The 23,882-nt window shown below is 65.3% G+C and carries 20 protein-coding genes and 1 pseudogene; 4 read left to right on the top strand and 17 right to left on the bottom strand.

Going from position 1 to position 23,882, the window contains the following annotated elements; all coding sequences use genetic code 11:
- Window positions 1–505 precede the first annotated feature (505 nt).
- The 3 genes and pseudogenes from DM806_RS02335 (at window position 506) to DM806_RS02325 (ending at window position 2,423) form a co-directional block, all read left to right on the top strand.
- Complete coding sequence (locus tag DM806_RS02335) at window positions 506–790, top strand: HU family DNA-binding protein (protein ID WP_179041706.1); 285 nt, start codon at window positions 506–508, stop codon at window positions 788–790.
- Window positions 791–1,152: 362 nt separating this feature from the next.
- Window positions 1,153–1,500, top strand: a pseudogene (locus DM806_RS02330) (multicopper oxidase domain-containing protein); the annotation flags it as partial.
- A complete protein-coding gene (locus DM806_RS02325) occupies window positions 1,497–2,423 on the top strand; it encodes a copper resistance protein B (protein ID WP_179041657.1) in 927 nt (308 codons plus the stop codon). The pseudogene DM806_RS02330 and the gene DM806_RS02325, both read left to right, overlap by 4 nt.
- On the opposite strand, the gene DM806_RS02320 is transcribed toward DM806_RS02325, so the two are convergent.
- The 7 genes from DM806_RS02320 to DM806_RS02290 all read right to left on the bottom strand — a co-directional run bounded on the left by DM806_RS02320 (window position 2,424) and on the right by DM806_RS02290 (window position 10,787).
- Window positions 2,424–3,641 carry a calcium-binding protein gene (locus DM806_RS02320; protein ID WP_179041656.1) on the bottom strand — a complete coding sequence of 406 codons (1,218 nt, stop codon included), beginning with the start codon at window positions 3,639–3,641 and terminating at the stop codon, window positions 2,424–2,426. It lies immediately after the preceding gene.
- Window positions 3,642–3,859: 218 nt separating this feature from the next.
- On the bottom strand, window positions 3,860–5,008 hold the full coding sequence (locus DM806_RS02315) for a M20 aminoacylase family protein (protein ID WP_179041655.1): 1,149 nt from the start codon (window positions 5,006–5,008) through the stop codon (window positions 3,860–3,862).
- A gap of 107 nt (window positions 5,009–5,115) precedes the next feature.
- Window positions 5,116–5,610 carry an Lrp/AsnC family transcriptional regulator gene (locus DM806_RS02310; protein ID WP_066855158.1) on the bottom strand — a complete coding sequence of 165 codons (495 nt, stop codon included), beginning with the start codon at window positions 5,608–5,610 and terminating at the stop codon, window positions 5,116–5,118.
- A 22-nt stretch (window positions 5,611–5,632) separates the two neighbouring features.
- Complete coding sequence (locus DM806_RS02305) at window positions 5,633–7,021, bottom strand: aspartate aminotransferase family protein (RefSeq protein ID WP_179041654.1); 1,389 nt, start codon at window positions 7,019–7,021, stop codon at window positions 5,633–5,635.
- A gap of 307 nt (window positions 7,022–7,328) precedes the next feature.
- Entirely contained in the window at window positions 7,329–8,408 is a 1,080-nt protein-coding gene (locus tag DM806_RS02300; protein WP_179041653.1) for a tartrate dehydrogenase, read from the bottom strand.
- A 61-nt stretch (window positions 8,409–8,469) separates the two neighbouring features.
- Window positions 8,470–9,933, bottom strand: coding sequence for an NAD-dependent succinate-semialdehyde dehydrogenase (locus DM806_RS02295; protein ID WP_179041652.1), 1,464 nt, complete (start codon window positions 9,931–9,933; stop codon window positions 8,470–8,472).
- Entirely contained in the window at window positions 9,930–10,787 is an 858-nt protein-coding gene (locus DM806_RS02290; RefSeq protein ID WP_179041651.1) for a GNAT family N-acetyltransferase, read from the bottom strand. The genes DM806_RS02295 and DM806_RS02290 overlap by 4 nt, the downstream gene beginning before the upstream one ends.
- 207 nt (window positions 10,788–10,994) lie before the next feature.
- Between DM806_RS02290 and DM806_RS02285 the strand changes: the two genes are divergently transcribed.
- On the top strand, window positions 10,995–12,467 hold the full coding sequence (locus tag DM806_RS02285) for an aldehyde dehydrogenase family protein (protein ID WP_179041650.1): 1,473 nt from the start codon (window positions 10,995–10,997) through the stop codon (window positions 12,465–12,467).
- 38 nt (window positions 12,468–12,505) lie between these two features.
- Here DM806_RS02285 and DM806_RS02280 read toward each other — a convergent pair whose 3' ends face one another.
- The 10 genes from DM806_RS02280 to DM806_RS02235 all read right to left on the bottom strand — a co-directional run bounded on the left by DM806_RS02280 (window position 12,506) and on the right by DM806_RS02235 (window position 23,792).
- The gene (locus DM806_RS02280; RefSeq protein ID WP_179041649.1) at window positions 12,506–13,642 is read right to left on the bottom strand and encodes an NAD(P)/FAD-dependent oxidoreductase; all 1,137 of its coding nucleotides are present in this window, start codon (window positions 13,640–13,642) and stop codon (window positions 12,506–12,508) included.
- The gene (locus DM806_RS02275) at window positions 13,639–15,012 is read right to left on the bottom strand and encodes an FAD/NAD(P)-dependent oxidoreductase (protein ID WP_179041648.1); all 1,374 of its coding nucleotides are present in this window, start codon (window positions 15,010–15,012) and stop codon (window positions 13,639–13,641) included. The genes DM806_RS02280 and DM806_RS02275 overlap by 4 nt, the downstream gene beginning before the upstream one ends.
- Entirely contained in the window at window positions 14,994–15,299 is a 306-nt protein-coding gene (locus DM806_RS02270; protein WP_179041647.1) for a (2Fe-2S)-binding protein, read from the bottom strand. The genes DM806_RS02275 and DM806_RS02270 overlap by 19 nt, the downstream gene beginning before the upstream one ends.
- The gene (locus DM806_RS02265) at window positions 15,296–17,104 is read right to left on the bottom strand and encodes an ABC transporter ATP-binding protein (RefSeq protein WP_179041646.1); all 1,809 of its coding nucleotides are present in this window, start codon (window positions 17,102–17,104) and stop codon (window positions 15,296–15,298) included. Before DM806_RS02265 ends, DM806_RS02270 begins: the two co-directional genes overlap by 4 nt.
- A complete protein-coding gene (locus tag DM806_RS02260) occupies window positions 17,101–17,928 on the bottom strand; it encodes an ABC transporter permease (protein ID WP_179041645.1) in 828 nt (275 codons plus the stop codon). Before DM806_RS02260 ends, DM806_RS02265 begins: the two co-directional genes overlap by 4 nt.
- Window positions 17,925–18,905 carry an ABC transporter permease gene (locus tag DM806_RS02255; protein ID WP_179041644.1) on the bottom strand — a complete coding sequence of 327 codons (981 nt, stop codon included), beginning with the start codon at window positions 18,903–18,905 and terminating at the stop codon, window positions 17,925–17,927. Before DM806_RS02255 ends, DM806_RS02260 begins: the two co-directional genes overlap by 4 nt.
- A complete protein-coding gene (locus tag DM806_RS02250; RefSeq protein ID WP_179041643.1) occupies window positions 18,905–20,458 on the bottom strand; it encodes an ABC transporter substrate-binding protein in 1,554 nt (517 codons plus the stop codon). The genes DM806_RS02255 and DM806_RS02250 overlap by 1 nt, the downstream gene beginning before the upstream one ends.
- Complete coding sequence (locus DM806_RS02245) at window positions 20,458–21,744, bottom strand: NAD(P)/FAD-dependent oxidoreductase (protein ID WP_179041642.1); 1,287 nt, start codon at window positions 21,742–21,744, stop codon at window positions 20,458–20,460. The genes DM806_RS02250 and DM806_RS02245 overlap by 1 nt, the downstream gene beginning before the upstream one ends.
- 7 nt (window positions 21,745–21,751) lie before the next feature.
- Complete coding sequence (locus DM806_RS02240; RefSeq protein ID WP_179041641.1) at window positions 21,752–22,420, bottom strand: haloacid dehalogenase type II; 669 nt, start codon at window positions 22,418–22,420, stop codon at window positions 21,752–21,754.
- Between the two features lie 238 nt (window positions 22,421–22,658).
- Window positions 22,659–23,792, bottom strand: coding sequence for an NAD(P)-dependent oxidoreductase (locus DM806_RS02235; protein WP_256869051.1), 1,134 nt, complete (start codon window positions 23,790–23,792; stop codon window positions 22,659–22,661).
- Between the last annotated feature and the right edge of the window lie 90 nt (window positions 23,793–23,882).

The following is a 23,882-nucleotide window of genomic DNA, read 5'->3' as shown; positions in this document are numbered from 1 at the left end:
GCGATACGCAAAGGGAATTGCCCTAATAATGGCGAGTGATCGCCGCAGCCTTTCTCTGCCACTGGCGCGCGGGAACCCACAAACTGGGGGTCGCAGATAATTTTTGCGGATTGGAAGCATTCGCAGCCAGCTATTACCGCGCACGGTACGGCGGGGCTTTCCGCAGCGGGGGTAGGGAAATTGTCAGCGTCCAGATTCACTCGTCTCAAACGATTGCGCCGTCAGTTCAATCTGGAGCCTGGCGAATCGACTGATCGCGGGGGCGAGAGCATTGCGGCCAAAGCCCGGCCGGCTCATGGATTGATAGAGCCAAGCCTGTCACCGGCCGCTCAACGGCGGTTGATCCTTCTGCGGAAGGCAGGGAGATCGGGCGTCCGTTAACGGCCTTGGGAGGCAGGCTCTCATAGTCGCATGCCAACCAATGGCGATGATGGTCGGAAACACCGCTTTCCGCGCCAAAGCATCTCTGCAACTGTTGCTGGACCTATGGGGGCAGGAAAGCATTATGGTACGATCTGACCTGATTGACAGGATTGCCGAAGAAAATCCGGGTCTGAGCCGAAGCGAGGTCGAAAAGGTCGTCGAGACATTCTTCGACGCGATCGTTACCCAACTCAATGCTGGCGGCCGTGTCGAACTGCGTGGCTTTGGTGCCTTTTCGGTGAGAAGCTACCGGGCTCGGACGGGGCGCAATCCCCGGACCGGGGAGGCGGTCAGCGTGGAGGCGAAGAGCCGGCCATTTTTCAAGCCCGGCAAGGCGGTCTTAACACGCCTGAACGGTGGTAGTTGACTGGAAAAGGTCAGGCAGCGCCCAAAGGAAAATTGCGCTGTGGTCGGGATGGACCTTACTCGCGCAAGGATGCCGATACACTGTACGTCGTTGCTTCACGACACATGAGACTAGCTTCGCGAGCGGCCGTGAGATCGTCTTGGCTCTCGGTTTCGATCCGATCATGAAGCGGACCATTCCATGGCGTCGGCCACTCGAGAAGGCGCTTGCTACAATTCGCTTCTCTGCGCCTGAACTTGCGTTCGCGTGGCTCCCATATGGCTCCCAGCCAGCATTCTACCCAATGTCATCAATTGTCAGGCCATATAAAATTTTGAAAAAGCTATATAAAATATTTCGCCGCACTCTTCGGGCGGTCTATCGCAAACATTGAACGCTATATGTGGTCCTTCGACGGAGTGAAGCTGTCGGACGGGGCCGATCCCATCCCCTTCCGCCATATGGAGCGGGTGCGGGTGAACCTCATCAACGACACGATGATGCCGCACCCCATCCATATCCACGGCCATTTCTTTCAGCTCGTTACCGGCGAGGATGCGACCCACAATCCGCGCAAGCATACGGTGAACGTCCTGCCCGGCGGCAAGGTCAGCTTCGATCTCACGGCCGACGCGATCGGCGACTGGGCGTTCCACTGCCATATGCTGATGCACATGCACACGGGGATGATGCGCGTCGTGACCGTCCGTCATGAAGGAGGCGCGGCATGATCCGCCTGACCGCCGCCGCGCTGCTGCTCGCCGGGATCGCAGCGCCCGCCCTCGCGCAGACGATGGATCATGGCCAGATGGACCATGGCGCCCATCAGATGCCGCAAGCGGAAGAAGCGCCCGCGCAGGATCAGCCTGCCAATCCCCATGCCGGTCACGGCGCGCCCGCAACCGACGATAGCATCCCGCAAGGCACCGCCCCGCCGGTCCCGACCGACCATGCCGCCGAAGCCTTTTACGCTCCCGACGTCATGGCTCGCGCCCGCGCGGCGATGCGCAAGGAAAGCGGCGGCATGACCTTCTCCCAGTTGATGATCGACCGCGCCGAATATCGCGCGCAAAAGGGCAGCGACGGTTATCATTGGGAAGGCGAAGGCTGGATCGGCGGCGACATCAACCGCCTCGCCATCAAGTCGGAAGGGGAGGGCGCTGTCGGCGGCCGCCTCGAAAGCGCCGAACTTCAGGCGCTGTACAGCCGCGCCATCGATCCCTGGTGGAATGTCGTTGCCGGCGTCCGCCAGGATTTCCGCTCCCAACCCCAGCGCACCTATGCGACGGTCGGCATCGAAGGGCTTGCCCCCTACTGGTTCGAGCTGGAGGCGCAGGCTTTCCTCTCCGACAAGGGTGATGCCCATCTGCGCGTCGAGGGCAGCTATGACCAGCGCATCACCCAGCGGCTGGTCCTGCAACCCGCCGCCGAAGTGAATATTGCCGCGCAGGGCGTGCCGGAACTGGGCATCGGGTCGGGTCTCTCGACCATCGAGCTTGGCCTGCGCCTGCGTTACGAATTCGCTCGCGAGTTCGCGCCTTATATCGGTGTCAACTGGGAACGCAGCTTCGGCGACACCGCCCGCTACGCCCGCGCCGAAGGGGAGGGGGCATCGGCCACCAGCCTGGTCATGGGTATAAGATTCTGGTTCTGATCAGACGAACAGAAAATCGGCGGCGGAGAAATTCGCCGCCGTCAGCGTCGCCGACGGATCGCCAATCTCGATGCCGAAGCGCGCGCCGCTGCTGGTCGTCACCCACAGCGCGACATCGCCGTCGGGCTGGTCCTGCGCGAACACCGTGCCGGGCAGGCCCGAACTGCTGAACTGGGTCACGCCCAGCTTTTCCAGCACGATCTTGTCCACGCCATCCTGAAAATCGTCGATCCGGTCGCCGCCATCCAGCGCGCCAGCGCCCTTGAACACGAACCGGTCCGCGCCCAACCCGCCCCACAGCCGATCAGCGCCCAGTTCGCCAAGAAGCACATCATCGCCCGCGTCGCCAAATAGTTGGTCGCTGCCGTCACCGCCGTAAATCTGGTCGTTGCCATCCCCGCCGAGCAGGCGGTCCTGCCCGCTCCCGCCCAGCAACAGGTCATTGCCGCCTTCGCCGATCAGCCTGTCATCATCGCCGCCGCCGTCGATCCAGTCATCGCCATCGCCGCCTTCGATCAGATCGTCGCCGGCCTTGCCCAGCATCTGGTCGTCGCCCCATTCGGCCGAAATGATGTCGTCGCCCGCACCGCCGTCGAGATAATTGTCGCCGTCGCCGCCATCGACCCGGTCATTGCCGTCGCCCCCGTCGATACGGTCGTCGCCCGCCTCGCCCTTCAGCGCGTCATCGCCACCCTCGCCATAGATGATATCGTCGCCGTCGCCGCCCGACACCGCTTCGGTGGTCAGCAGGCCGGTCGCGGGATTGATCTCGTTGATGAAGCCGTCATCATCGTCGCCGGCATAGATGCGGTCGTTGCCCGGTCCGGCATCGATATAGTCCCGCCCGCCGCCGCCCTGGATGATGTCTTCGCCCGTGCCGCCTAGCATCATGTCATGGCCCCAACCGCCGTCGAGGGTGTCGTTGCCATCCTTCGCCTCCAGCGTGTCGTTCCCCGATCCGCCGCGCAGCACATCATTGCCGGGGCCGCCATCCAGCCCGTCATTGCCGTCGCCGCCGTCCAGCAGGTCGGCGCCCGCCGCGCCTTTCAGGAAATCGTCGCCGGCCTGGCCATACAGCTTGTCGTCGCCATCCTCGCCCAATATCTGGTCGTCGCCGGCATCGCCCGAAAGCGTATCATTGCCGGCATAGCCCCGGATCACGTCCGTAAGAGTCGAGCCGTAGAGCGTGTCATTCTTGTTCGTGCCAAGGATGTTCATGACTCATCGCCACCGCAATCAGGACGCGCACAGGCGTCGGACCTGGGGAAGCATGATATGGCCGCACCGGCCCGGCCAGTGCGCAGGGGGATATGTCCGATGGTTCAGCGCTTGGGCACCCGGAACGGTTAATCTGATTACATCAGATCAACCGTTCCAGTTTTTGTCTTGCCGCGATTTCTTAACCGGCAATCGATGCCGATCGCCTGGAAATCGCTCTATTTGCCTAGATGCTGCTCCACCAGAGCGACATGCAGCCGCACGCCCAGCTCCAGCACATCGTCGTTGAAGTCGTAATGCGGGTTGTGCAGCGGCGTCGATCCTTCGGGCTTCGCCTGTCCCAGCCAGATATAGGCGCCCTTGCAGGCTTGCAGCATGAAGGCGAAATCCTCCGACGTGAAGGCCGGATCGGGCGCCAATTGCGCCGTGCCGACCGTTGCCGCCGCTGCCAGCGCTTCCTGCGCAGCCTCCGCATCGTTGATCGTCGCGGGATAATAGCGCTGATAATCGACCGTCGCGGTGAGTTCGCCGCCCAGAGCGACCCCTGCCGCGACCTGCCGGATCGACTCTTCGATCCGATCCTGCACCTTGGGGTCGAAGGTGCGCACCGTTCCCGAAACCGTCACCGCTTCGGGGATCACATTATGCGTATGCCCGCCATGGATCTGGGTGATCGACAGCACCGCCGACGCGGTCGGCGCGATCCGGCGCGACACGATGGCGTTCAGCTGCTGCACCAGAGCGGCGGCGGCAAGAATGGCGTCGGGCGTATCCTGCGGGATCGCGGCATGGCCGCCGCGCCCTTCCAGCCGGATCTCGAACTTGTCGGCTGCGCCCATGATCGGGCCGGGCCGCGTCGCGATCGTGCCGGCGGGCAGGTCGGGCCAGTTGTGCAGCCCGAACACCCGGTCGCACGGGAAGCGGTCGAACAGCCCTTCGTTCACCATTTCCCGCGCGCCGCCCTGACCTTCCTCGGCGGGCTGGAAGAAGAAATGGACCGTGCCGTCGAAATTGCGGCTCCGCGTCAGATGCTGCGCCGCGCCCAGCAGCATGGCGACATGCCCGTCATGGCCGCAGCCATGGAAGGTGCCTGGCGTCTTGCTGGCATAGGGCAGGTTGGTCTGCTCATGGATCGGCAGCGCGTCCATGTCGGCGCGAAGGCCGATGCTGCGCGAAGACGTCCCGTTGCGCAGCATGCCCACCACGCCGGTTTTTCCGATCCCCTCATGTACCTCCAGCCCCAGCGCGCGGAGCTGTTCGGCAATCCGCCCGGCGGTGCGATGCTCGCAGAAGCCAAGCTCGGGATGCGCATGAATGTCGCGGCGGAAGGCGACGAGCGGTTCGATCAGGTCGGCAATGTCGGTCATGGGAAAGCCTTATCTGAAAATGTGCTGAAACGCACATTTTGCCGCACCGGCCTTCAAACGAGGCGCGTGACTCGTTTGAAGGCCGGTGCGGTTCTCAACAAAACGCCCTATCTCTGTTCGCCGAACAGATGCTGGATCGGGTAATGATGCTTGATGAAGGGCGACTTGATCACGACATAGCTGAAATATTTCTCGATGCCGTAGTCGCTCTCCAGCATCCCCTCGATGATCGACTGATAATGCGCCACGCCGCGGGTCACGAATTTCAGCAGATAGTCATATCCGCCGCTGACCAGATGGCATTCGACGATCTCGTCCAGCTTGCGGATGCGCGTCTCGAACCGGGAAAAGTCGCCGGCGCGATGCTCGGTCAGCGTCACCTCGGTAAAGACGGTCAGATATTCGCCCAGCTTGTGCAGGTTGATATGCGCGCCATAGCCGGTGATGTAGCCCGCCTTCTCCAGCCGCTTCACGCGGGTCAGGCAGGGACTGGGGGACAGGCCCACCGCGTCGGCCAGCTCGACATTGGTGATGCGGCCCGATTGCTGAAGCTGCGTGAGGATCTTGAGGTCGATCCTGTCCAGTCTTGGTCCGCCCAACATATGCCTGCTCCCCCTTCGTTTCTTATCCCACCGCCGCGCGAATATCTGCTTCTTCGAGCAGGTCGTCGAGCGTTTTGCGGATGCGGGCGAAGATCATGTCCATTTCTTCATCGGACGCGCAGAGCGCCGGCGCAAGCCCGATGATATTGTCGGCGAAGGCACGGAAGATCACGCCATTCTCATATCCCTTGGCGAACAGTCGGTCGGCCAGTTTCAGGCCGGGATCGAAGCGCGCCTTGCTGCCCTTGTCCGCGACCAGCTCGATCGCGCCCAGCAACCCGCGTCCCCGCGTGTCGCCCACCATCGGATGATCGGCAATGCCCGCCATGCCCGCGTCGAAGCGGGTGGCGACTTTCTGCCCGTTCGCCAATATGCCGCCTTCGGTGTAGAGGCGCAGCACCTCAAGGCCCACCGCCGCGCTGACCGGATGCCCGGAGTAGGTCGCGCCATGGCCGATCACGACATCGGCCGCCGCGCCATTGGCGATGCCCTGATATACCTTGTCCGACATCAGCACCGCGCCCATCGGCACATAGCCGGCGGTCAGTCCTTTGGCGACGGTCATCAGGTCGGGGGACACGCCCTCCGCCTCGCAGGCGAACATCGGACCTGTGCGACCGAATGCCGTGATGACCTCATCGGTCACGAACAATATGTCCAGCTCGGTACAGGCCTCGCGCATCGCCTTCAGCCAGCCGACCGGCGGCACGATGACGCCGCCCGAACCCTGGATCGGCTCGCAGAAGAAAGCGGCGACATTGTCCGCGCCCAGCTGCGCGACCTTGTCCTTCAGTTCCTGCACCGACCGCGCGATGATCGCCGCGTCGTCGCCCTCCAGATCGCTGCGATAAGGATAGGGCGACGCGATATGATGCTGCCACCGCAGCGGCAGGTCGAAACCGCGATGGAAATTGGCGAGCGCCGTCAGGCCCGCGCCGGTGCTGCTCGATCCATGATAGCCGCGTTCTAGTGCGATGCACTGTTTCTTCGTCGGCTTGCCGATCGCGTTGTAATAATGGGTGATGTAGCGGATCGCGCTGTCCACCGCGTCCGACCCGCCCAGCGTGAAATAGACATGGTCGAGTCCCTCGGGGCTGAGGTCGACCAGACGTTGCGCCAGCTTCACCGCCGGCTCGCTGCCGAAATGGAAATAGCCGGTCGCATAGGGCAGGCGGCGCATCTGTTCGGCCGCCACCTCGGCGATGCTGTCCTGGCCATAGCCGACATTGACGCACCACAGGCCGGCAAAGGCGTCGAGCAGTTCCTTGCCCTCCATGTCCTTCAGCCACATGCCCTTGCCGCTTTCCAGCAGCAGCGCGCCATGCGCCTCATGGCCGCGGAAGGAGGTGACGGGATGGATCAGGTGGTCGCGGTCGATGTCCAGCAGGGACCGGTTGCTATGCAGCGTCATCAGGGGGGCTCGCTGTTGTGGTCATGGCATCAGCCTAGCCGCATGCCGCAGAGCGAAAGCCCGATATTGCGCGGATGGCGGCCATCCCCGCCCTTAATCGCGAAGCGACGCGGCATAATCTGCTGCTGTCCTACAGGCCCCTTGATATGCTATGAACTCATACAATGAAAAGGGCGTACCGTTCCTGCTGCGGCAGGTCTGGCACGCCCTCATATTTTCCCGACGCGGCTTTCCGATAGGATCAGGCGGCTGCAATAAAATGTCGAAATCGGCGGGAAATGTGCGAAGCTAAGCGGCGTTTTTCCTATCAGCCTAGCGCCTCGGCGATCGCCTTGCCGCATTCCTGCGTGTTCGCCTTGCCCTTGAGGTCGCCGGTGCGCAGGCCCGGTTTCGCCAGCACCGTCTCGACCGCGCGCATGATCGCGGCGGCGGCGTCCGCCTCGCCCAGATGTTCCAGCATCATCGCCGCCGACCAGATCTGGCCGACCGGATTGGCGATGCCCTTGCCGGCAATATCGGGCGCGGAGCCATGCACCGGCTCGAACAGCGAAGGCGCGGTGCGGTCCGGATTGATATTGCCCGACGGCGCGACGCCGATCGTTCCGGTGCAGGCCGGACCCAGGTCGGACAAGATGTCGCCGAACAGGTTCGACGCCACCACGACGTCGAAGCGATCGGGGTTCAGCACGAACTGCGCGGTCAATATGTCGATATGATATTTGTCATGGGTGACGGTCGGATAGTTTTTCGCCATCTCCTCCACCCGCTCGTCCCACCAGGGCATGGTGATGGCGATGCCGTTGGACTTGGTGGCCGACGTCACATGCTTGCGCTCCCGCGTCGCCGCCAGCTCGAACGCATAGCGCAGCACGCGGTCGGTGCCGTGACGGGTCATCACCGTTTCCTGGATCACCACCTCGCGCGGCGTGCCGGGGAACATCTTGCCGCCGACCGAGCTATATTCGCCCTCGGTATTCTCGCGGACCACCCAGAAATCGATGTCGCCCGGCTCGCGCCCGGCCAGCGGGCAGGGCACGCCCGGCATCAGCCGAACCGGGCGCAGATTGACATATTGGTCATATTCCCGCCGGAACTGGAGCAGCGACCCCCACAGCGAAATATGGTCGGGCACGGTATCGGGCCAGCCCACCGCTCCGAAGAAGATCGCGTCGGGATTGCCGATCCGTTCCTTCCAGTCGTCCGGCATCATCTGGCCATGCTGGGCATAATAGTCGCAGCAGGCGAAATCCTGCCAAGTCTGCTCGATCGAAAAGCCGTACAGGCTCGCCGCGCGCTCCAGCACGCGAATGCCCTCCGGCATGACTTCCTTGCCGATGCCGTCACCGGGGATGACGGAGATGGAATAGTTGCGGTTGGTGGCGGACATAATCACTCCGTTCGCCCTGGGCCAGTCAAAGGGCTGTTGTTTCTGAAGAAAAGTGCGGGGCTTAAAGCTTCAGCCCCGCAATATGGAACGCCTTGGTTTCCAGATATTCCTCAAGTCCCGCATGGGCGCCCTCGCGGCCCAGGCCCGACATCTTGACCCCGCCGAAGGGCGCGACCTCCATCGCGACCAATCCGCTGTTGAGCGCGACCATGCCCGCCTCCAGCCGCTCCGCCACGCGAAAGGCGCGATGGAGATTCTCGGTGTAGAAATAGCTGGCCAGGCCATAGCTGGTCGCATTGGCCAGCTCGATCCCTTCCTCCTCATGGGTGAAGCGGAACAGCGGCGCGACCGGGCCGAACGTCTCTTCCTCGGCCAGCCGCATGGCGCGCGTCGCGCCGGTCAGCACCACCGGCGTCGCGAACCGCTCGCCAGTCGCGCCGTCGGGCGCCTGCGCGAAGATTTTCGCGCCATGGGCCAGCGCATCGTCGATATGCGCCTTCACCTTGTCGGCGGCGGCGGCGTTGATCAGCGGTCCGATCGTGCTGCCCGCCTGATCGCCCGGCGCGACCTTCAGCGCGGACACGGCCTTGGCCAGCTTCTCGGCAAAGGCGTCATAGACGCCATCCTGCACCAATATGCGGTTGGCGCAGACGCAGGTCTGGCCCGCATTGCGGAACTTGCTGACCATCGCGCTGGCGACGGCGATATCCAGATCGGCGTCGTCGAATACGATCAGCGGCGCATTGCCGCCCAGCTCGAAGCTGACCCGCTTGATGGTGTCGGCGCACTGCCGCATCAGCAGCGCACCGACGCGGGTCGATCCGGTGAAGGACAGTTTCCGCACCACCGGACTGGCGGTCAGCGTTCCGCCGATCGCGGTCGGCATCCCGGTCACGATGTTGAACACCCCGGCCGGAAGGCCCGCGTCTTCCGCAAGCTTGGCCAACGCCAGCGCGCTGAACGGCGTCAGTTCGGACGGCTTCACCACCACCGGGCAACCGGCGGCCAGCGCCGGCGCGCATTTGCGCGTGATCATCGCCGCCGGGAAATTCCACGGCGTGATCGCCGCCGACACCCCGACCGGCTCCTTCATGATGAGGATGCGGCGATTGGCCTCTGGCGCGGGAACCATGCCACCGTCGATCCGCCGCGCTTCCTCGGCAAACCATTTGATGAAGCTCGCCGCATAGCGGATCTCGCCCTCGGCCTCGGCGATCGGCTTGCCCTGCTCGGCGGTCATGATCCGGCCAAGGTCGGTCAGATTTTCCAGCACCAGCGCGTGCCAGCGCTCCAACAGTGCCGCGCGCTCGCCGGCAGTCTTCGCGCGCCAGGCCGGCCAGGCGGCCTCGGCTGCCGCGATGGCGGCCTGCGTCTCGGCCTCGCCGCAATCGGGCACGCTGCCGATGATTGCCCCGGTCGCCGGATTGTCGACCGGCACGGTCTTGCCCGACGCTGCGCCGGCCCATTGGCCGCCGATGAACGCCTGTTCGATGAAGAGGGCGGGATTGTTGAGCGAAAGGGTCATCCGAGCGCCTGCGTCGTGAGGGAGAAGATCGTGATGGCCGGGTCGGCCTTGGGCAAGGGGCCGCGCACCATGCGCATCACCCGGCCGACGCAGGGCAGGCCCAGATCGTCGAGCCAGGCGCCAAGTCCGCTTTCCTCCGGTATGTCGAGCCGGCAGAACATGCCTGCATTGGACCCCAGCCAGTGGGAAATCAGGGCTTTCGCCCCGCCCGTATCCGGCGCGACTGTCGGCCCGACGACATAGCCGCGCCCGAACCGACGGAATAGGGCGAAGCCGACCGGCTCGTTGCTGCGCGTCAGCACCACGCCCTGCGCGCCGGGCACCAGCGCGTCGAGCAGCGCGGCGCGATCCATGCCGGTCGCCCGCTTCGCCAGACCGTGCAGCGTGGCCATGTCCTTCGCGCCCAGCGGCCGCACCCGTTCATCGGGGATCAGTTCCGCCATTGGCACCGAGAAGGCAGCGCCCTGATGCTGGAATACGGGTCCGACCGGTTCAAACCCCATCTTGCGATAGAGCGGGGCGCCTTCGTCGGTCGCATTGAGCAGCACGGTGCGGTCGCCCAGGTCGGCCAACACGGCGTCCATCAGCCGTCGGCCGATGCCCATGCCCTGCGCGCGGGGCGACACGATCACCATGCCCAGCGTCGCGGCATCCTCGCCATAGAGCCAGGCCATGGCCGTGCCCATAACCTCATCGTCGCGCGTTGCCACATAGCCGAAACCAAGGCTCAGGAGCATTTCCCAATCCTCGATACGATGGGGCCATTTCTGCTCGCTTGAAAGCCCGTGGGCGGCGGTGAGATCCTCTGCGGTCATGCGCCGCAACTCCACCATCGCCTCTATGCCTGTCGCCATGCCTCTTGCTCCTTGGCGGGGTTAGGGGGGACGCCCGCCGGGGTTGATCGGAATCAGTGGCCGGACATTAGGAGGCCGCGCCAAGCATTGGCTGCTGCCTTCGCAATATTTTTGGAAGATTATCGCGCGGGTTTTCCTTTGCAACTGCAACAAATGCCGCCGCGCACCCTTATCCTGCCCGGAAGTCCGCACAAGGAGATATATGCCGTGACCGGTTTCGACCCCGATCAGATCAGCCTGCCCAGGGCCAATAATTTCATCGGCGGGCGCCGGGTCGAAGGGCGCGGGCCGGCGATCACCGTGCGCCGCCCATCGGACGGCCGGGTGCAGGCGGACCTCGACAGCGTCGACGCGGATCAGCTCGCGCAGGCCGTCGAAAACGCACAGTCTGCTTATAAGAGCGGCGGCTGGGCGCAGACCGACCCGCGCGGTCGGATGAAGGTTTTGCGCCGCTGGGCCGACCTGATCGACGCCGACGGCGCGACGCTCGCCCCGCTCGAAGCGTTGGGATCGACCCGCACGATCAACGAGATCAACGGCTGGGATCTGAGCTACACCGCAGAAACGATCCGCTTCTTCGCCGAATGGGCGGACAAGGTTGGCGGCGAGGTCGCGGCGACCACGCCCGACAAGCTGGGCCTCACCATCGCCGAACCCTATGGCGTCGTCGCCGCGATCGCGCCGTGGAACCTGCCGCTGGTCATGGCCGGGTGGAAGATCGCCCCGGCCATCGCGGCGGGCAATTCGGTGGTCCTGAAACCCTCGGAAATGACGCCCTTCAGCATCGTGCGTCTCGCCGAACTGGCGATCGAGGCGGGGTTGCCCGCGGGCGTGTTCAACATCGTCCAGGGCGACGGCCGATCGGTCGGCGATCCGCTGGTGCGCCGTCCCGAAGTCGCGAAGGTCACTTTCACCGGATCGACCGCCACCGGCGCGGCGATCATGACCGCCTGCGCGCAGACCGGACCCAAGCCGGTGACGCTGGAACTGGGCGGCAAAAGCCCGCAGATCGTCTTCGCCGACGCCGGCATCGACAAGGCGGCGGCGATCGTCGCACGCGCCATCACGCTCAACGCCGGACAGGTGTGCGTCGCCGGATCGCGCCTGCTGGTGCAGGACAAGGTTGCCGATCAGGTGATCGACCGAATCCTCGCCGCCTTCGCCGCGCACCGCGCCGGCCCGACCTGGCGCACCGACACGACGCTGGGGCCGATCATTTCCGAAGGCCAGCTCGACCGGATGGACGGCATCGTCAAGCGGGCGGTGGTCGACGGGGCGGAAATACTGGCCGGCGGGGGCCGCGCGACTGCGCCGCAGGAGGGCAGCTATTTCGCGCCAACCCTGCTCGCCAATGTCGATCAGCGCAGCGAGGCCGTGCAGGGTGAAATCTTCGGCCCGGTCCTCACCGTCCAGACCTTCGCCGATGAGGAGGAGGCCTATGCCCTTGCCAATGACAGCGACTATGGCCTCGCCGCCGGCGTCCACACCGGCGACGTGGCAAGAGCGCTCCGGGCGACGCGCTCGCTCGAGGCCGGCACCGTCTGGGTCAACCGCTATGGCCGCAGCAACGACTTCATCCTGCCCACCGGCGGCTACAAGCAATCGGGCATCGGCAAGGATCTGGGCCGCGAAGCCTATATGGCCAATCTCAAGACCAAGACTGCGCTGATCGAATTCTGAAACAGAATGGGCGGCTCGTTGGAGCCGCCCATTCTGTTTCAACCCTGCGCCGCAAACCTCGCGATCCGGTACGGCTCCATCGGAATATCCGTCGCGCCCTTGGCGATGACCTCGGCCATCGTCTCGCCCACGCCCGGCCCGATCTGAAACCCCGACCCCGAAAAGCCGAAGGCGTAGTAAAGGCCGCTGGTCGTTGCGCTCGGCCCCATGACCGGCTGGCTGTCGGGCATATAGCCTTCGATGCCGGACCAGACGCGGATGATGTTGAGCTTGCCCAGTTGCGGCGCCAGCCGGCGTATCTGTTTCAGCTGGCTCAGCGTGTTCTGAGGCAGCACATAGGCGCGATAGTCGTCGGGATAGGATGGTCCGCGCGTGCTGCCGCCCAGCACGATGTTGCCGCGCGCGACCTGCCGGAAATAGACCGTCTCTTCCTCGATCGGCGTCATCACGCCGACGGCGGGGGGAATCGCATAGGGCACCGGCTCTGTCACGCTCATGTTCGGCCCGCGCGGCACGATCGGCACCGGCTCGCCGAACTGCGACGACAGCGCATTGCCCCAGGCGCCCGCCGTCACCAGCAGTATCGGCGCGCGGAAGGTCCGCCCGTCGGCCGCCGTGACGATGAAATCCTCGCCGACTTTCTGCGCGTCGATAATCTTCGTATTCTCATGCACCACCGCACCCAGCTTCTGCGCCGCACGGGCGAAGGCGGGGGCGGCGAGGCGCGGATTGGCATGGCCATCCGTCGCCGAATAGGAACCCGCCAACACATCCGGCCCGAAGAAGGGGAATTTGTCGCGCAGCGCATTGCCGCTCAGCAGTTCGAGGTCCAGCCCCTCCAGCCGCGCCTTGTCCGCATATTCCTCCATCGCGCCGACCAGTTCGGGCCGCTCGCGATAGCAGACGCGGATATGCCCCGACTGGAGATATTCGATATCCGCGCCCAACAGTTCGCGCGACTTGCGCCAGATGGCGATGGCGCGGTTGGCGAGCGGCAATTGGTGGATCGCGCGCCCCTGCCGCCGGACATTGCCGAAATTGGTGCCGCTCGCCTGCCGCCCGATCAGGTCGGTTTCCAGCAGCGTGACCGAAATGCCGTGCCCGCGCAGGAACAAAGCGGCGGAAGACCCCATCAGCCCGCCACCCACGATCATGACGTCGCTCGCCCCGCTCATTCTTCGTCTCCGATCGCGATCGTCAGTGGCTTGACCGGAGCCTGCCCGCGCAGGCGGCCGACCTGCTCGACCGGAATGCCGGCCTCGGCTGCGATCAGCTCGGCGGCGGCCAGGCCGCAATAGCGGCCCTGACAGCGGCCCATGCCGACCCGGCTGAACGCTTTGGCCCGGTTCGCTTCCTTTGCGCCTGTCTCACGCATCACCGCGCGCAGATCGCCCGCCGTCACGCCCTCGCAGCGGCAAAGGACCGCCTCATCGGGCAAAGCGGCGGCCTGCGCCGCAGGCCAGGGAAACGCCCTGGCCAGCCCGCGCGCAAACCTGGCATAGGTGGCAACATCGGCGCGCAGGCTCGTCATCTCGCCCTTGTCCACCGGCAGGCCCAGATCGCCCAAAGCCGCCAGCGCCGCAAGCTTCCCGCTCGCTTCAGCCGACCGCGCGCCCAATATCTTTGCGCCGTCGCCCGCCAGATAGACGCCCTCGACGCTCGCCCGCCCGTCGCCATCGCGCTCGGGCAGCCATTGCCGGGTGAGCGGATCGAAGGCGAAGGCACAGCGCGCCAGATCGGCCAGCTGCGTTTCGGGCCGCAGATGATAACCCATCGCCACCGCATCGCAGGCGATCCGCTGTTCCTTGCCGCCGCCATCGCGATAGCGGATGCCGCTGACGCCCGTATCGGCATCGCCGACAATCTCCAGCGGCGTCACGCCATGCTGGACGACCACACCGGCGCGCTTCAGCACCCGCGTCAGCTTAACGCCGTTCCACAGCACCGAAGGCACCGCCATCAAATCCGGCATCGCCTTTACCCGGGCCGAGAAGGGCGACGTATCCAGCACCGCGGCCACCTGCGCGCCCGCCTCCACATATTGGCTGGCGACCAGATAGAGCAACGGCCCCGATCCCATGAACACCACGCGATGCCCGATCGACACCGCCTGGCTCTTGAGCGCTACCTGCGACCCGCCCAGACTATAGGCGCCGGCATAGTTCCAGCCCTTGACCGGCATCAGCCGGTCGGTCGCCCCGGTGCAGAGCAGAAGCGCGTCGAACGGCAACGCCGCCTGGATTGTCTGGTTCGCCGTCCAGACATGCCGATCGGCGATGTTCCAGACCAGCGTTTCGGGCCGATAGTCGATCCGGTCGCGGATCGCGTCGAACGCGCCATGCACCGCCTGCGCCAGGTTCGCCTCGGTGCCGTAGAGCTTCTCATACGGCCGGGTGAAATGCTCCGGCTGGCGGCGGTAGATCTGCCCGCCGTCGCGCCGCCCTTCGTCGATGACGATTGGGCGGATGCCCGCCGCGACGCAGGCTTGCGCCGCGCGCGTGCCGGCCGGGCCAGCGCCAACGATGATTATCCGTGGCTCGGCCATGACGCCTCCGGCTGGCTGGTGAGGATGCGCTGGCCCGGTGCGGCAAGCGTGGAGCAGGCGCGCAGGCGATCGCCATTCTCGGTCCAGACCCAGCAATCCTGGCATGCGCCCATCAGGCAGAAGCCCGCGCGCTTTTCCGGCCCGAATTCGCTCTGGCGCAGCGTGCCGCCGGTGGCGAGCAGCGCGACCATCAGCGTATCGCCCTCCAGCGCCGCGACGGCGTGGCCATCGACATGCAGGGTGAGAGCAGGGCGGTCGGTTTCGCCCAGTCGAACGAACCGGCTCATGACGCGATCAAGCTTTCGTCTCCATGGTGGCACAATATGCGGCTGCCCTTTTCCAGCGGATGGCGGGGCGGCGGGGTGATGTTGCAGAGACCATCCACGCGCGCGGCGCAGCGGGGCAGGAAGCGGCAGAGGTCGGGATGGTCGCCGGCCGCGCCGACCGGCGGCGGCTTGCGCCCGGCATGGCTTTCCTCCAGCCAGCCCGCGCGCATTTCCGGCACCGACCCGATCAGCAGGTCGGTATAAGGATGGAAGGGCGCGCTCTGGAAAGCGGTGCGCGGTCCCATTTCGACCATCGTCCCCGAATAGAGGACCAGGATATCGTCGCAGATCGCCCGCACGGTCGAAATGTCATGGCTGATGAACATGGTCGCGATCCCCAGATCGCGCCGCAAATCCGCCATCAGGTCCAGGATCGCCGCGCCGACCACCGTGTCGAGCGCCGACGTCACCTCGTCGCACAGGATCAGTTGCGGATCGGCGGCCAGCGCGCGGGCCAGATTGACGCGTTGCTTCTGCCCGCCAGAAAGCCCGCCGATATTGCGGTCGATCAGGTTCACCGGCAGGCGGATGAGGTCCAGCAGTTCCAGCACCCGCATATGCGCGGCATTGCCCTTCAGCCCGTGATAGAAAGCCAGCGGCCTTTCCAGTATCTGCCCCACGCTATGCGCCGGATTGAGGGCCGTGTCGGCATTCTGGAACACCAGCTGCACCCGGCGGAACTGTTCGCGGCTCCGACCCGCCAGCCCCGGCGGCAACGGCTCGCCGTCCAGCAAAACCTGCCCGCTCGCCGGCGGCAGCAGCCCGGCAATGACGCGGGCGATGGTCGACTTGCCCGACCCGGATTCGCCGATTACGCCCAAGGTCGCGCCGCGCTCGATCGTCAGGTTGATGTCGCGCAGCACCGGCACGCGCGGCCGGCCATCCTTGCCAATCTTGCCATAGCCCGCCGTGACGCCGCGTATTTCCAGCAGCGGCGCGGTCGGCAAATCGGCCTGCTTCGGCGTCGGCCGGATCGCGGGGCGCGCCGCCGCCATCAGCGTCTTGGTATAGTCGTCCGCCGGCCGGTGCAGCACCTGATCGGCGGCGCCAGCCTCGCGGATGCGCCCCTGATTGAGCACGACGATCTTGTCCGCCATCTGCGCCACCACCGCCAGGTCGTGCGACACATAGACGGCGGTCGCCCCGCGCTCCAGCACCACCGCTTTGAACGCGCGCAGCACCTCGATCTGCGTCGTCACGTCCAGCGCCGTGGTCGGCTCGTCCAATATGACGAGTTCGGGATCGGTAATCAGCGCCATCGCCGCCATCAGCCGCTGCAACTGCCCGCCGGATAGCTGGTGCGGATAGCGCGATCCGATTGTGTCGGGGAAGGGCAGGGCGAGCGCGCTGAACAGCTCGACGGCCTTGGCCTCCGCCTTGTCGCGCGGCATCAGGTCGTGGATCAGCGCCGGCTCGACCACCTGATCCATGATCGTGCGCGACGGGTTGAAGGCGGACGCGGCGCTCTGCGCGATATAGGCGATGCGGTTGCCGCGCAGCTGCGCCAAGCTCTTGGCATCGAGCGCGCAAATGTCGACATCGCCCACGCGGATCGAGCCGCCCGCGATCGTCGCGCCCGGCCGGGCATGGCCCAGCAGGGTGAGGGCAATGGTGGTCTTGCCCGACCCCGATTCCCCGATCAGCGCCAGCACCTCGCCGCGCTTCAGCGCGAAATCGATGCCGCTGACGATCGGGAAAGTCTCGCCCTTGGCATTGCGCGCGGTGACGCACAGGTCTTTCACCTCGACATGGAAGGCGTCACTCATTTGCGCTTCCCCCTGCCCGGCAGGGCGTCGATCAGCAAATTAACCCCCACCGTCAGCGTTGCGATCGCAACGGCCGGCGCCAGGATGGCGAGCGCCCCTTCGCCCAGCCCCGAAATATTCTCGCGCACCAGCGATCCGAGGTCCGCGTCTGGCGGCTGCACGCCAAGGCCCAGAAAGGAGAGGCCCGACAGCAGCAGAACGATAAAAACGAAGCGCAGCCCGAAATCGGCAAGCAGCGGATGGATCATGTTGGGCAGCACTTCGGCGATGGCGATATGGAACCGTCCCTCGCCCCGCGCCTTCGCAACCTGCACATAGTCCATTTGCGCGAGGTTCACCGCCAGCGCGCGGGCGATGCGGTAATTGCCCGGCACATAGGTGATCGCCGCGATCAGCAGCAGCAGCGGCAGCGACGATCCGAACGCCGCCACCAGCACCAGCGAAAAGATCTTGGACGGGATGGAGATCAGCATGTCCATGAAGCGCGACAGCGGTTCGTCGACCTTCGGCCCGCCCACCGCGGCGGTCAGCGCCAGCGCCGTGCCGGTCGTGCTCGCCAGCAAGGCGGCGGCGGCGGCCAGCGCCACCGTATAGCGCGCGCCCCACAGCAATCGGCTCAGCACGTCGCGGCCCAGATAGTCGCTGCCCAGCCAATGGGCGCCCGACGAACCGTCGAACACGTCAAAGGCAACGAAGGCGCCGACCGGATAGGGTGCCAGCATCGGCCCGATCAGCGCGGCCAGGATCCAGAAGAGGACCAGCGTCAGGCCGATCTTGCCCGACAGCGGCAGGGCAATCGCCCCCTTGATCGACCGTGCCATCATTGCGCGCGCAGCCTTGGGTTGGCGAGGATCGCGGTCACGTCCGCGATCAGCATCAGGATCAGATAGGCGGCGCAGAAGATCATCGCGCAGGCCTGGAGCAGCGGCATGTCGCGGCTGGTGACGGCATTGACCATCAGGCTGGCAAGCCCCGGATAGTTGAAGATGGTTTCCACGATCACCGCCCCGCCCAGCAGGTAGGACAGGCTCAGCGCCATGGCGTTGACGATCGGCGCGATCGCATTGGGCATGATGTGCTTCAGGACGATCTGCACCGGTGCGACGCCCTTCAGCAGCGCCATCTCGACATAAGGTCGGTCCATCTGGTCGATCACCGCCGCCCGCGTCATCCGTGCCATCTGGGCGATGACGACGATGCTGAGGCACAGGATCGGCATGGCCGCGCCGCGCAGATAGTCGCCCCAGCTCATCTCGTCGGACGCAAGCGCGATCGAGGGCAGCCAGCGCAGCTTGACCGAGAAGATCAGCACGGCGATCGTCGCGACCAGAAATTCAGGTACCGCCACCATCGACAAAGTGCTGATGTTGAGCGCGCGATCAAGCCGTCCGCCCCGGTTCATCGCCGATCCGATGCCGATCGCCAGCGCCACCGGCACCGCGACCAGCGCCGTCAATGCGGCGAGCAGCAGGCTGTTGGGCAGGCGGCTGGAAATGACTTCGGACACCGGCATGCCGGCGACCAGCGACTGGCCCGGATCGCCGCTCACCATCCCCGTCAGCCAGCTGATGTAGCGGACCGGCGCAGGCTGATCGAGGCCCATCTCGTGCCGCAGCGCTGCGACCTGCTCCGCCGTCGCGCTCTGGCCCAGCGCTTCCTGCGCGGCGTCGCCCGGAAGCAGTTGCGCGATGACGAAGATTGTCACCGACACCAGCAACAGCGTCAGCAGCGACGAAGCAAGGCGCTGGCCGATCAGGACGAGTGCGGCCTTTGCGCCGCTGGAAGTCGAAGCGCCCGCCATCAGCCTTCCCACCATACATGTTCGGCGAATTGATAGCCCATCAGGCCGCCCAGCGACACCGGCCGCAGCCCCTTTAGCCGTCGGTCATAGCCGTCGATCAGGCTGATGAAGACTGGGATGCCGACCCCGCAACGATCATGGACCAGCCCCTGCATTTCGCCATAAAGCTGCTTGCGCCGCGCCTGATCGGCCTCGCCGCGCGCCTCCAGCAGCAACCGGTCGAAGCGCGGATTCTTCCATCCGCTCTCGTTCCAGGCCGCATCGGACTTGTAGAAGAGGCTGAACAACAGGTCGGCGGTCGGGCGCGGGTTGGTGTTGCCGAAGCCGAGCGGATGCTTCATCCAGTGGGTCGACCAGTAACCGTCCGCCGGCACCCGGTTGACTGCCAGGTTCAGGCCGACGCGCGACCCATATTCCTGCAGGATCGACGCCATGTCGACCGATCCGTCCGCCGCCGGAGACGCATAGATCGGCAGCCGGACGCCGGACAGGCCCGCGCGTTGCAGATGCCAGCGCGCCTTGTCCAGATCCAGCGCCGTCTGCGGCAGATCCTTGCGATAATAGGGGTGGAAGGGCGGGATCGGCTGGTCGTTGGCGATCGTCGCATAACCGCGATAGAGCGCCCGCTTGATCAGCGGCCGGTCGAACAGATATTTCATCGCCGCGACGAAATGGGCGTTGCCGGTCGGCAACTGATCCTGCCGCATGATGAGGTTGGTGTAGAGGCCCGATTGCGTTTCCAGCAGCGCATGGCCGCGCGACGCCATGATCCGCCTGGTCGATCGCGGATTGACCGCGATCACCAGCTGTACGTCACCTGACAGCAGCGCATTGACCCGGCTCACCTCGTCGGGAATGCCGATCAGTTCGATCTCGTCCAGCCAGGCCTTGCCCGTTTTCCAGTAATTCGGATTACGCCGCACCAGCGTCCGTACGCCCGGCCGGAACTGGCTGACCATATAGGGACCGGTGCCGTTGGCGGTGCGGAAATCCTTCGTGCCCGCGCGCAGGATCAGGAAATGGGACTGGGCGAGAATAGCGGGCAGGTCGGCATTGGGACCGGTCAGGCGGATGACGACGTCCTGCTTGCCTGCCGCCCTGACCTCAGCGAACTGCTCGGCGATGGTGGCAAGCTTCGATCCCACCGCAGGGTCTTTATGCCGCAGCAGCGACCAGACGACGTCCTCGCTCGTCAGGCTTGCGCCGTCATGGAAGGTCACGCCCCTGCGCAGCCTGATGTGCCAGACCGTCTGGTCGTTGCTGACGATCCTTTCGGCCAGGGCAGGGCGGGCGATCAGGTCGCCGCCCATCTCGGTCAGCCCGTTATAGAGCATATAATGGCGCACATAGTCGGTCGACAGCGCGCCCTTGGCCGGATCGAGCGTGTCGGCGGTCGAACTGGACAGGCTAGCGACGCGGATGCGTCCGCCGCGACGGGGCTTGCTGGCGGCCAGAGCACTGTCAGGCAGCAGCAGCCCGGCCCCAAGGCCCAGACCTGCGCTAAGCCCCGCACCGATCAGCCCGCGCCGCGAAAGGGCAGAAATATCGTCCATCAATGGATCAGATCCTGCCATTTATACCACAGGCCTACCATTGGCAGGAACCAGGGCTTGCCGAAATGACCGGGCACGCTGGGCCAGTCCAGCCCGGCCCAGGGATTGGGGCTTGTATCGCCGCCCATGACCCGCGCCATCGCCTGTCCCATATAGGTCGCCATCTGCACGCCATGGCCGCTATAGCCCATCGAATAATACATCCCGTCCTGCTCGCCCGCGCGGGGCAGGCGGTCGGCGGTCAGGTCGACCATCCCGCCCCAGACATGACTGACGCCCACGCCCTTCAGCGCCGGGAAGATGTCGCCCATTACCTCTTCCAGTATGCGCCCGCTCTTCAGGTCCGACCGCGGATCGCTGATCGCAAAGCGTGCCCGCCCGCCGAAGATCAGGCGATTGTCCGGCGCCAGGCGGAAATAATTGCCGATATTCTTGCTGGTCACATAATTGCGCCGGTTCGGCAGCAATTGCGCGATCAGCGCATCGTCCAGCGGGTCGGTGGCGATGATGAAGCTGCCGACCGACACGATCCGCCGCCGGAAGAAGCCGAACGGCGCCGCCGGCGGCGCGCCGCCGGTCGCGACCAGCAGTTGTGAAGCCATGACCGATCCTTTGGGCGTCGTCACCTTCCAGCCGCCGCCGGCCAGACGATCCATGCCCGTGACTTCGGCATTTTCGAATATTCGCGCGCCCGCCCGCGCCGCCGCTTCGGCCAGCCCCACGCCGAAGCGCGCCGGATGCAATTGTGCGCTGGTTGTCTGGATGAGCGCGCCATGAAAGGCGTCCGATCCCACTTCCTCCCGGATACGCTCGGGCGGCACCAGCCGGACATTCTCGTCTACCTCCGCCGCCAGCAGATCGTGGGCGCGGACCAGCTTGTCATAATGCGCCGGTTTCGCCGCCAGCTTCACCCGGCCGCAGCGACGAAAGGCGCAATCAATGCCTTCGTCCGCCGCGATCCGCTCGACCAGATCCACCGCGTCGCAATGGGCGCGATAATAGGCCTTGGCGACATCCTTGCCGAAACGCGCGGACAGCGCGCCATAGTCGTGGGCCGTGCCATTGTTGCACTGACCCCCGTTGCGTCCCGAAGCCTCTCCGGCCACCCGTCCCTTCTCCAGCAGCACGACGCTGGCGCCTTGCTTCGCCAGCGCGAGCGCCGCCGACAGGCCGGTGAAGCCGCCGCCGATGATGGCGACGTCCACCTTGCCTTCGACGCCGCCCTGCGCCCCGCCGGCGAAAGGGGGGGCGGTGGCCAGCCAATAGGAGAGGGAGGGAGCCGTCATGGCGCTCTTACAGCCCCACCACCGCCGGCAGCGCGCCGATATGGGGGATTTCGACGTCGCGATAGAAGGCGTTGGACGGCTCGTGCCCGCGGCCCACGAACACGCGGCAGCCGAAATGCAGGTCGGTGGCCGTGTTCTGGTCGTAACGGAAGCTGGACGAGACGTGCATCATCTCTTCCGGCTTCGCGCCGAGCTGGTCGAACATATATTCGAACGCCTGCATCCGCGGCTTGTAGGCCTGCGCCATCTGCGCGGTGTAGACCGCATGGAAGGGCGCGCCCAACATCCCGACATTATGATGGATCTGGTCGTTCATCGCGTTGGACAGGATGACGAGCGGGATCTTGTCGCCGATCTTGGAAAGGCCGCCCGGCACATCGTCATGCGGACCCCAGGTCGGCACGGCGGCATAGACCGCATCGGCGTCCGCCTCGCGATAGTCCACGCCCCAGCGTTTGCAGGTGCGCGCCAGCGAATTGCGGATGATTTCCTGATAGGGTTCCCACGGACCCATCACCTGGTCGAAGCGATAGGCGCTCCAGTCCTTGCAGAAGGCGGGCAGGTCTTCCGCCGCGACGCGATCGGCCATGAAGGCGGTCGCCATCTCGGTCATGCGGAAACGGGTCAGCGTGCCATAGCAGTCGAAACTGATATATTTGGGCCGGAAATTGGGCATCGACGGAGCGTCCTTTGCAGGTTCTACGATTGGCTTGGGAAGCCGTGTGACAACAGCATTACGACATGGCGGAGCCGGAACATGCGCCCGATATCCTCGGGTCGGGACGCAGATTTACGGCTTTCTCGCGATCCTTTCGGCATAGTTTGCCGCGCTTCGGGGCAAGCGGCAATCGGGGCATCGGGGCAGGGACGAAACGGCAGAAGGGGCGCTGCGAACGGCATGGAATGTCGCGCCTTCAATAGCCTCGATTCCGCGCGACTTCGCCATCCATCGGCTCGCCCGCCTCATGCCGGCGGATATTGGCGATCAGCGCCCGCGCGGCGCTGTCCGCCCGGGTCATGCTGGCGATATGGGGGGTGATGACGATGCGGGGATGCGCCCAGAAGGGATGGCTGGCAGGCAGCGGTTCGGGGTCGGTGACGTCGAGAAACGCGCCGGACAGATGCCGTTCGTCGAGCAATGACAGCAGATCCTGCTCCACCAGATGCCCACCCCGCCCGGCGTTGATGAGGGCAGCGCCACCGGGCAGTTGCGACAGGCTGTTCCGGCACAAAATGCCGCGTGTTTCGTCGGTCAGCGGCAGCAGGCAGATCAATATGTCGCAGGTCGCCAGAAAATCGGGCAGCGCGGCTTCCCCGGCATGGCAGGTCACGCCTTCGATATCACGCGGCGACCGGCTCCACCCCGACAGGGCGAAGGCGAAGGGCGTCAGCGCCTTCAACACCGCCTGACCCAGATTGCCGAGACCCATGATACCGACCCGCCGCTCGCCCGCAGGCTTCAGCTTGATCGGCGCCCAGCGCGCGTCTTTCTGTGCCTCGCGATAGTCGATCAGGTTCCGGTGCAGCGCCAGCACCGCCATCGTGACATATTCGACCATGCCTGCCGCGATGCCCGGCTCGATCATGCGGACTACGCGCACATGGGGCGGCAGGGCGCTCATGTCGAATTGGTCGATCCCGGCGCCGATCGAGAAGAGAATCTCCAGATTGGGCAGCCCGGCGAGTAATTCGGCCGAAGGCGCCAGGCTGCCGGCGCGGAGCACGCGGCCGCCGGCCGGATCGATCGAGGCATAGCGCGTCCGTCCGCTATCGTCGCTCAACTGCGCGAACCAGGTCGCGTCCTCGGCATCCGGTGCAAAGAGGCGGGTCACATGATAACCGGGCAGGGCATGGCTCGCCTGCCCCACAGCGCGCCCGGCGGAGCAGGCCGGGCCGGTCGCCTGGGTTGTCATGCCGGATGGATCGATCATTCGCGCAACCGGTCCGCGATAGAGCAGCAAAGCGCCGGTCAGCGCCTGAACCAGCAGGAAGGCCGCCATGGCAAGGCCAAGGACGCGGTGAATGCGGAGCCATGTCGCGCGGGTCATGCGGCGCCTCTTGCGGTCGAAAAGGAAAAGGCCGCCAGCACCCCTATAGCTTGGAGGAAGGGATGCCGGCGGCCGGGGTCGGGACGGGCG

Source organism: Sphingobium lactosutens, from assembly GCF_013393185.1.
Classification (GTDB): domain Bacteria; phylum Pseudomonadota; class Alphaproteobacteria; order Sphingomonadales; family Sphingomonadaceae; genus Sphingobium; species Sphingobium lactosutens_A.
The sequence above is the reverse complement of the archived record's forward strand: the minus strand, read 5'-3'. Positions and strand labels throughout refer to the sequence as shown.

Coding starts and splice junctions, on each gene's coding strand:
- DM806_RS02305 (WP_179041654.1), bottom strand. CDS start 7,021: ATGACGCTGCATAGCAACCGGTCCCTGCTGGACATCGACCGCGACCAC.
- DM806_RS02275 (WP_179041648.1), bottom strand. CDS start 15,012: ATGGCCGAGCCACGGATAATCATCGTTGGCGCTGGCCCGGCCGGCACG.
- DM806_RS02335 (WP_179041706.1), top strand. CDS start 506: ATGGTACGATCTGACCTGATTGACAGGATTGCCGAAGAAAATCCGGGT.
- DM806_RS02300 (WP_179041653.1), bottom strand. CDS start 8,408: ATGTCCGCCACCAACCGCAACTATTCCATCTCCGTCATCCCCGGTGAC.
- DM806_RS02325 (WP_179041657.1), top strand. CDS start 1,497: ATGATCCGCCTGACCGCCGCCGCGCTGCTGCTCGCCGGGATCGCAGCG.
- DM806_RS02290 (WP_179041651.1), bottom strand. CDS start 10,787: ATGGCGACAGGCATAGAGGCGATGGTGGAGTTGCGGCGCATGACCGCA.
- DM806_RS02310 (WP_066855158.1), bottom strand. CDS start 5,610: ATGTTGGGCGGACCAAGACTGGACAGGATCGACCTCAAGATCCTCACG.
- DM806_RS02250 (WP_179041643.1), bottom strand. CDS start 20,458: ATGGACGATATTTCTGCCCTTTCGCGGCGCGGGCTGATCGGTGCGGGG.
- DM806_RS02245 (WP_179041642.1), bottom strand. CDS start 21,744: ATGACGGCTCCCTCCCTCTCCTATTGGCTGGCCACCGCCCCCCCTTTC.
- DM806_RS02260 (WP_179041645.1), bottom strand. CDS start 17,928: ATGATGGCACGGTCGATCAAGGGGGCGATTGCCCTGCCGCTGTCGGGC.
- DM806_RS02235 (WP_256869051.1), bottom strand. CDS start 23,792: ATGACCCGCGCGACATGGCTCCGCATTCACCGCGTCCTTGGCCTTGCC.
- DM806_RS02270 (WP_179041647.1), bottom strand. CDS start 15,299: ATGAGCCGGTTCGTTCGACTGGGCGAAACCGACCGCCCTGCTCTCACC.
- DM806_RS02265 (WP_179041646.1), bottom strand. CDS start 17,104: ATGAGTGACGCCTTCCATGTCGAGGTGAAAGACCTGTGCGTCACCGCG.
- DM806_RS02240 (WP_179041641.1), bottom strand. CDS start 22,420: ATGCCCAATTTCCGGCCCAAATATATCAGTTTCGACTGCTATGGCACG.
- DM806_RS02295 (WP_179041652.1), bottom strand. CDS start 9,933: ATGACCCTTTCGCTCAACAATCCCGCCCTCTTCATCGAACAGGCGTTC.
- DM806_RS02315 (WP_179041655.1), bottom strand. CDS start 5,008: ATGACCGACATTGCCGACCTGATCGAACCGCTCGTCGCCTTCCGCCGC.
- DM806_RS02255 (WP_179041644.1), bottom strand. CDS start 18,905: ATGGCGGGCGCTTCGACTTCCAGCGGCGCAAAGGCCGCACTCGTCCTG.
- DM806_RS02320 (WP_179041656.1), bottom strand. CDS start 3,641: ATGAACATCCTTGGCACGAACAAGAATGACACGCTCTACGGCTCGACT.
- DM806_RS02280 (WP_179041649.1), bottom strand. CDS start 13,642: ATGAGCGGGGCGAGCGACGTCATGATCGTGGGTGGCGGGCTGATGGGG.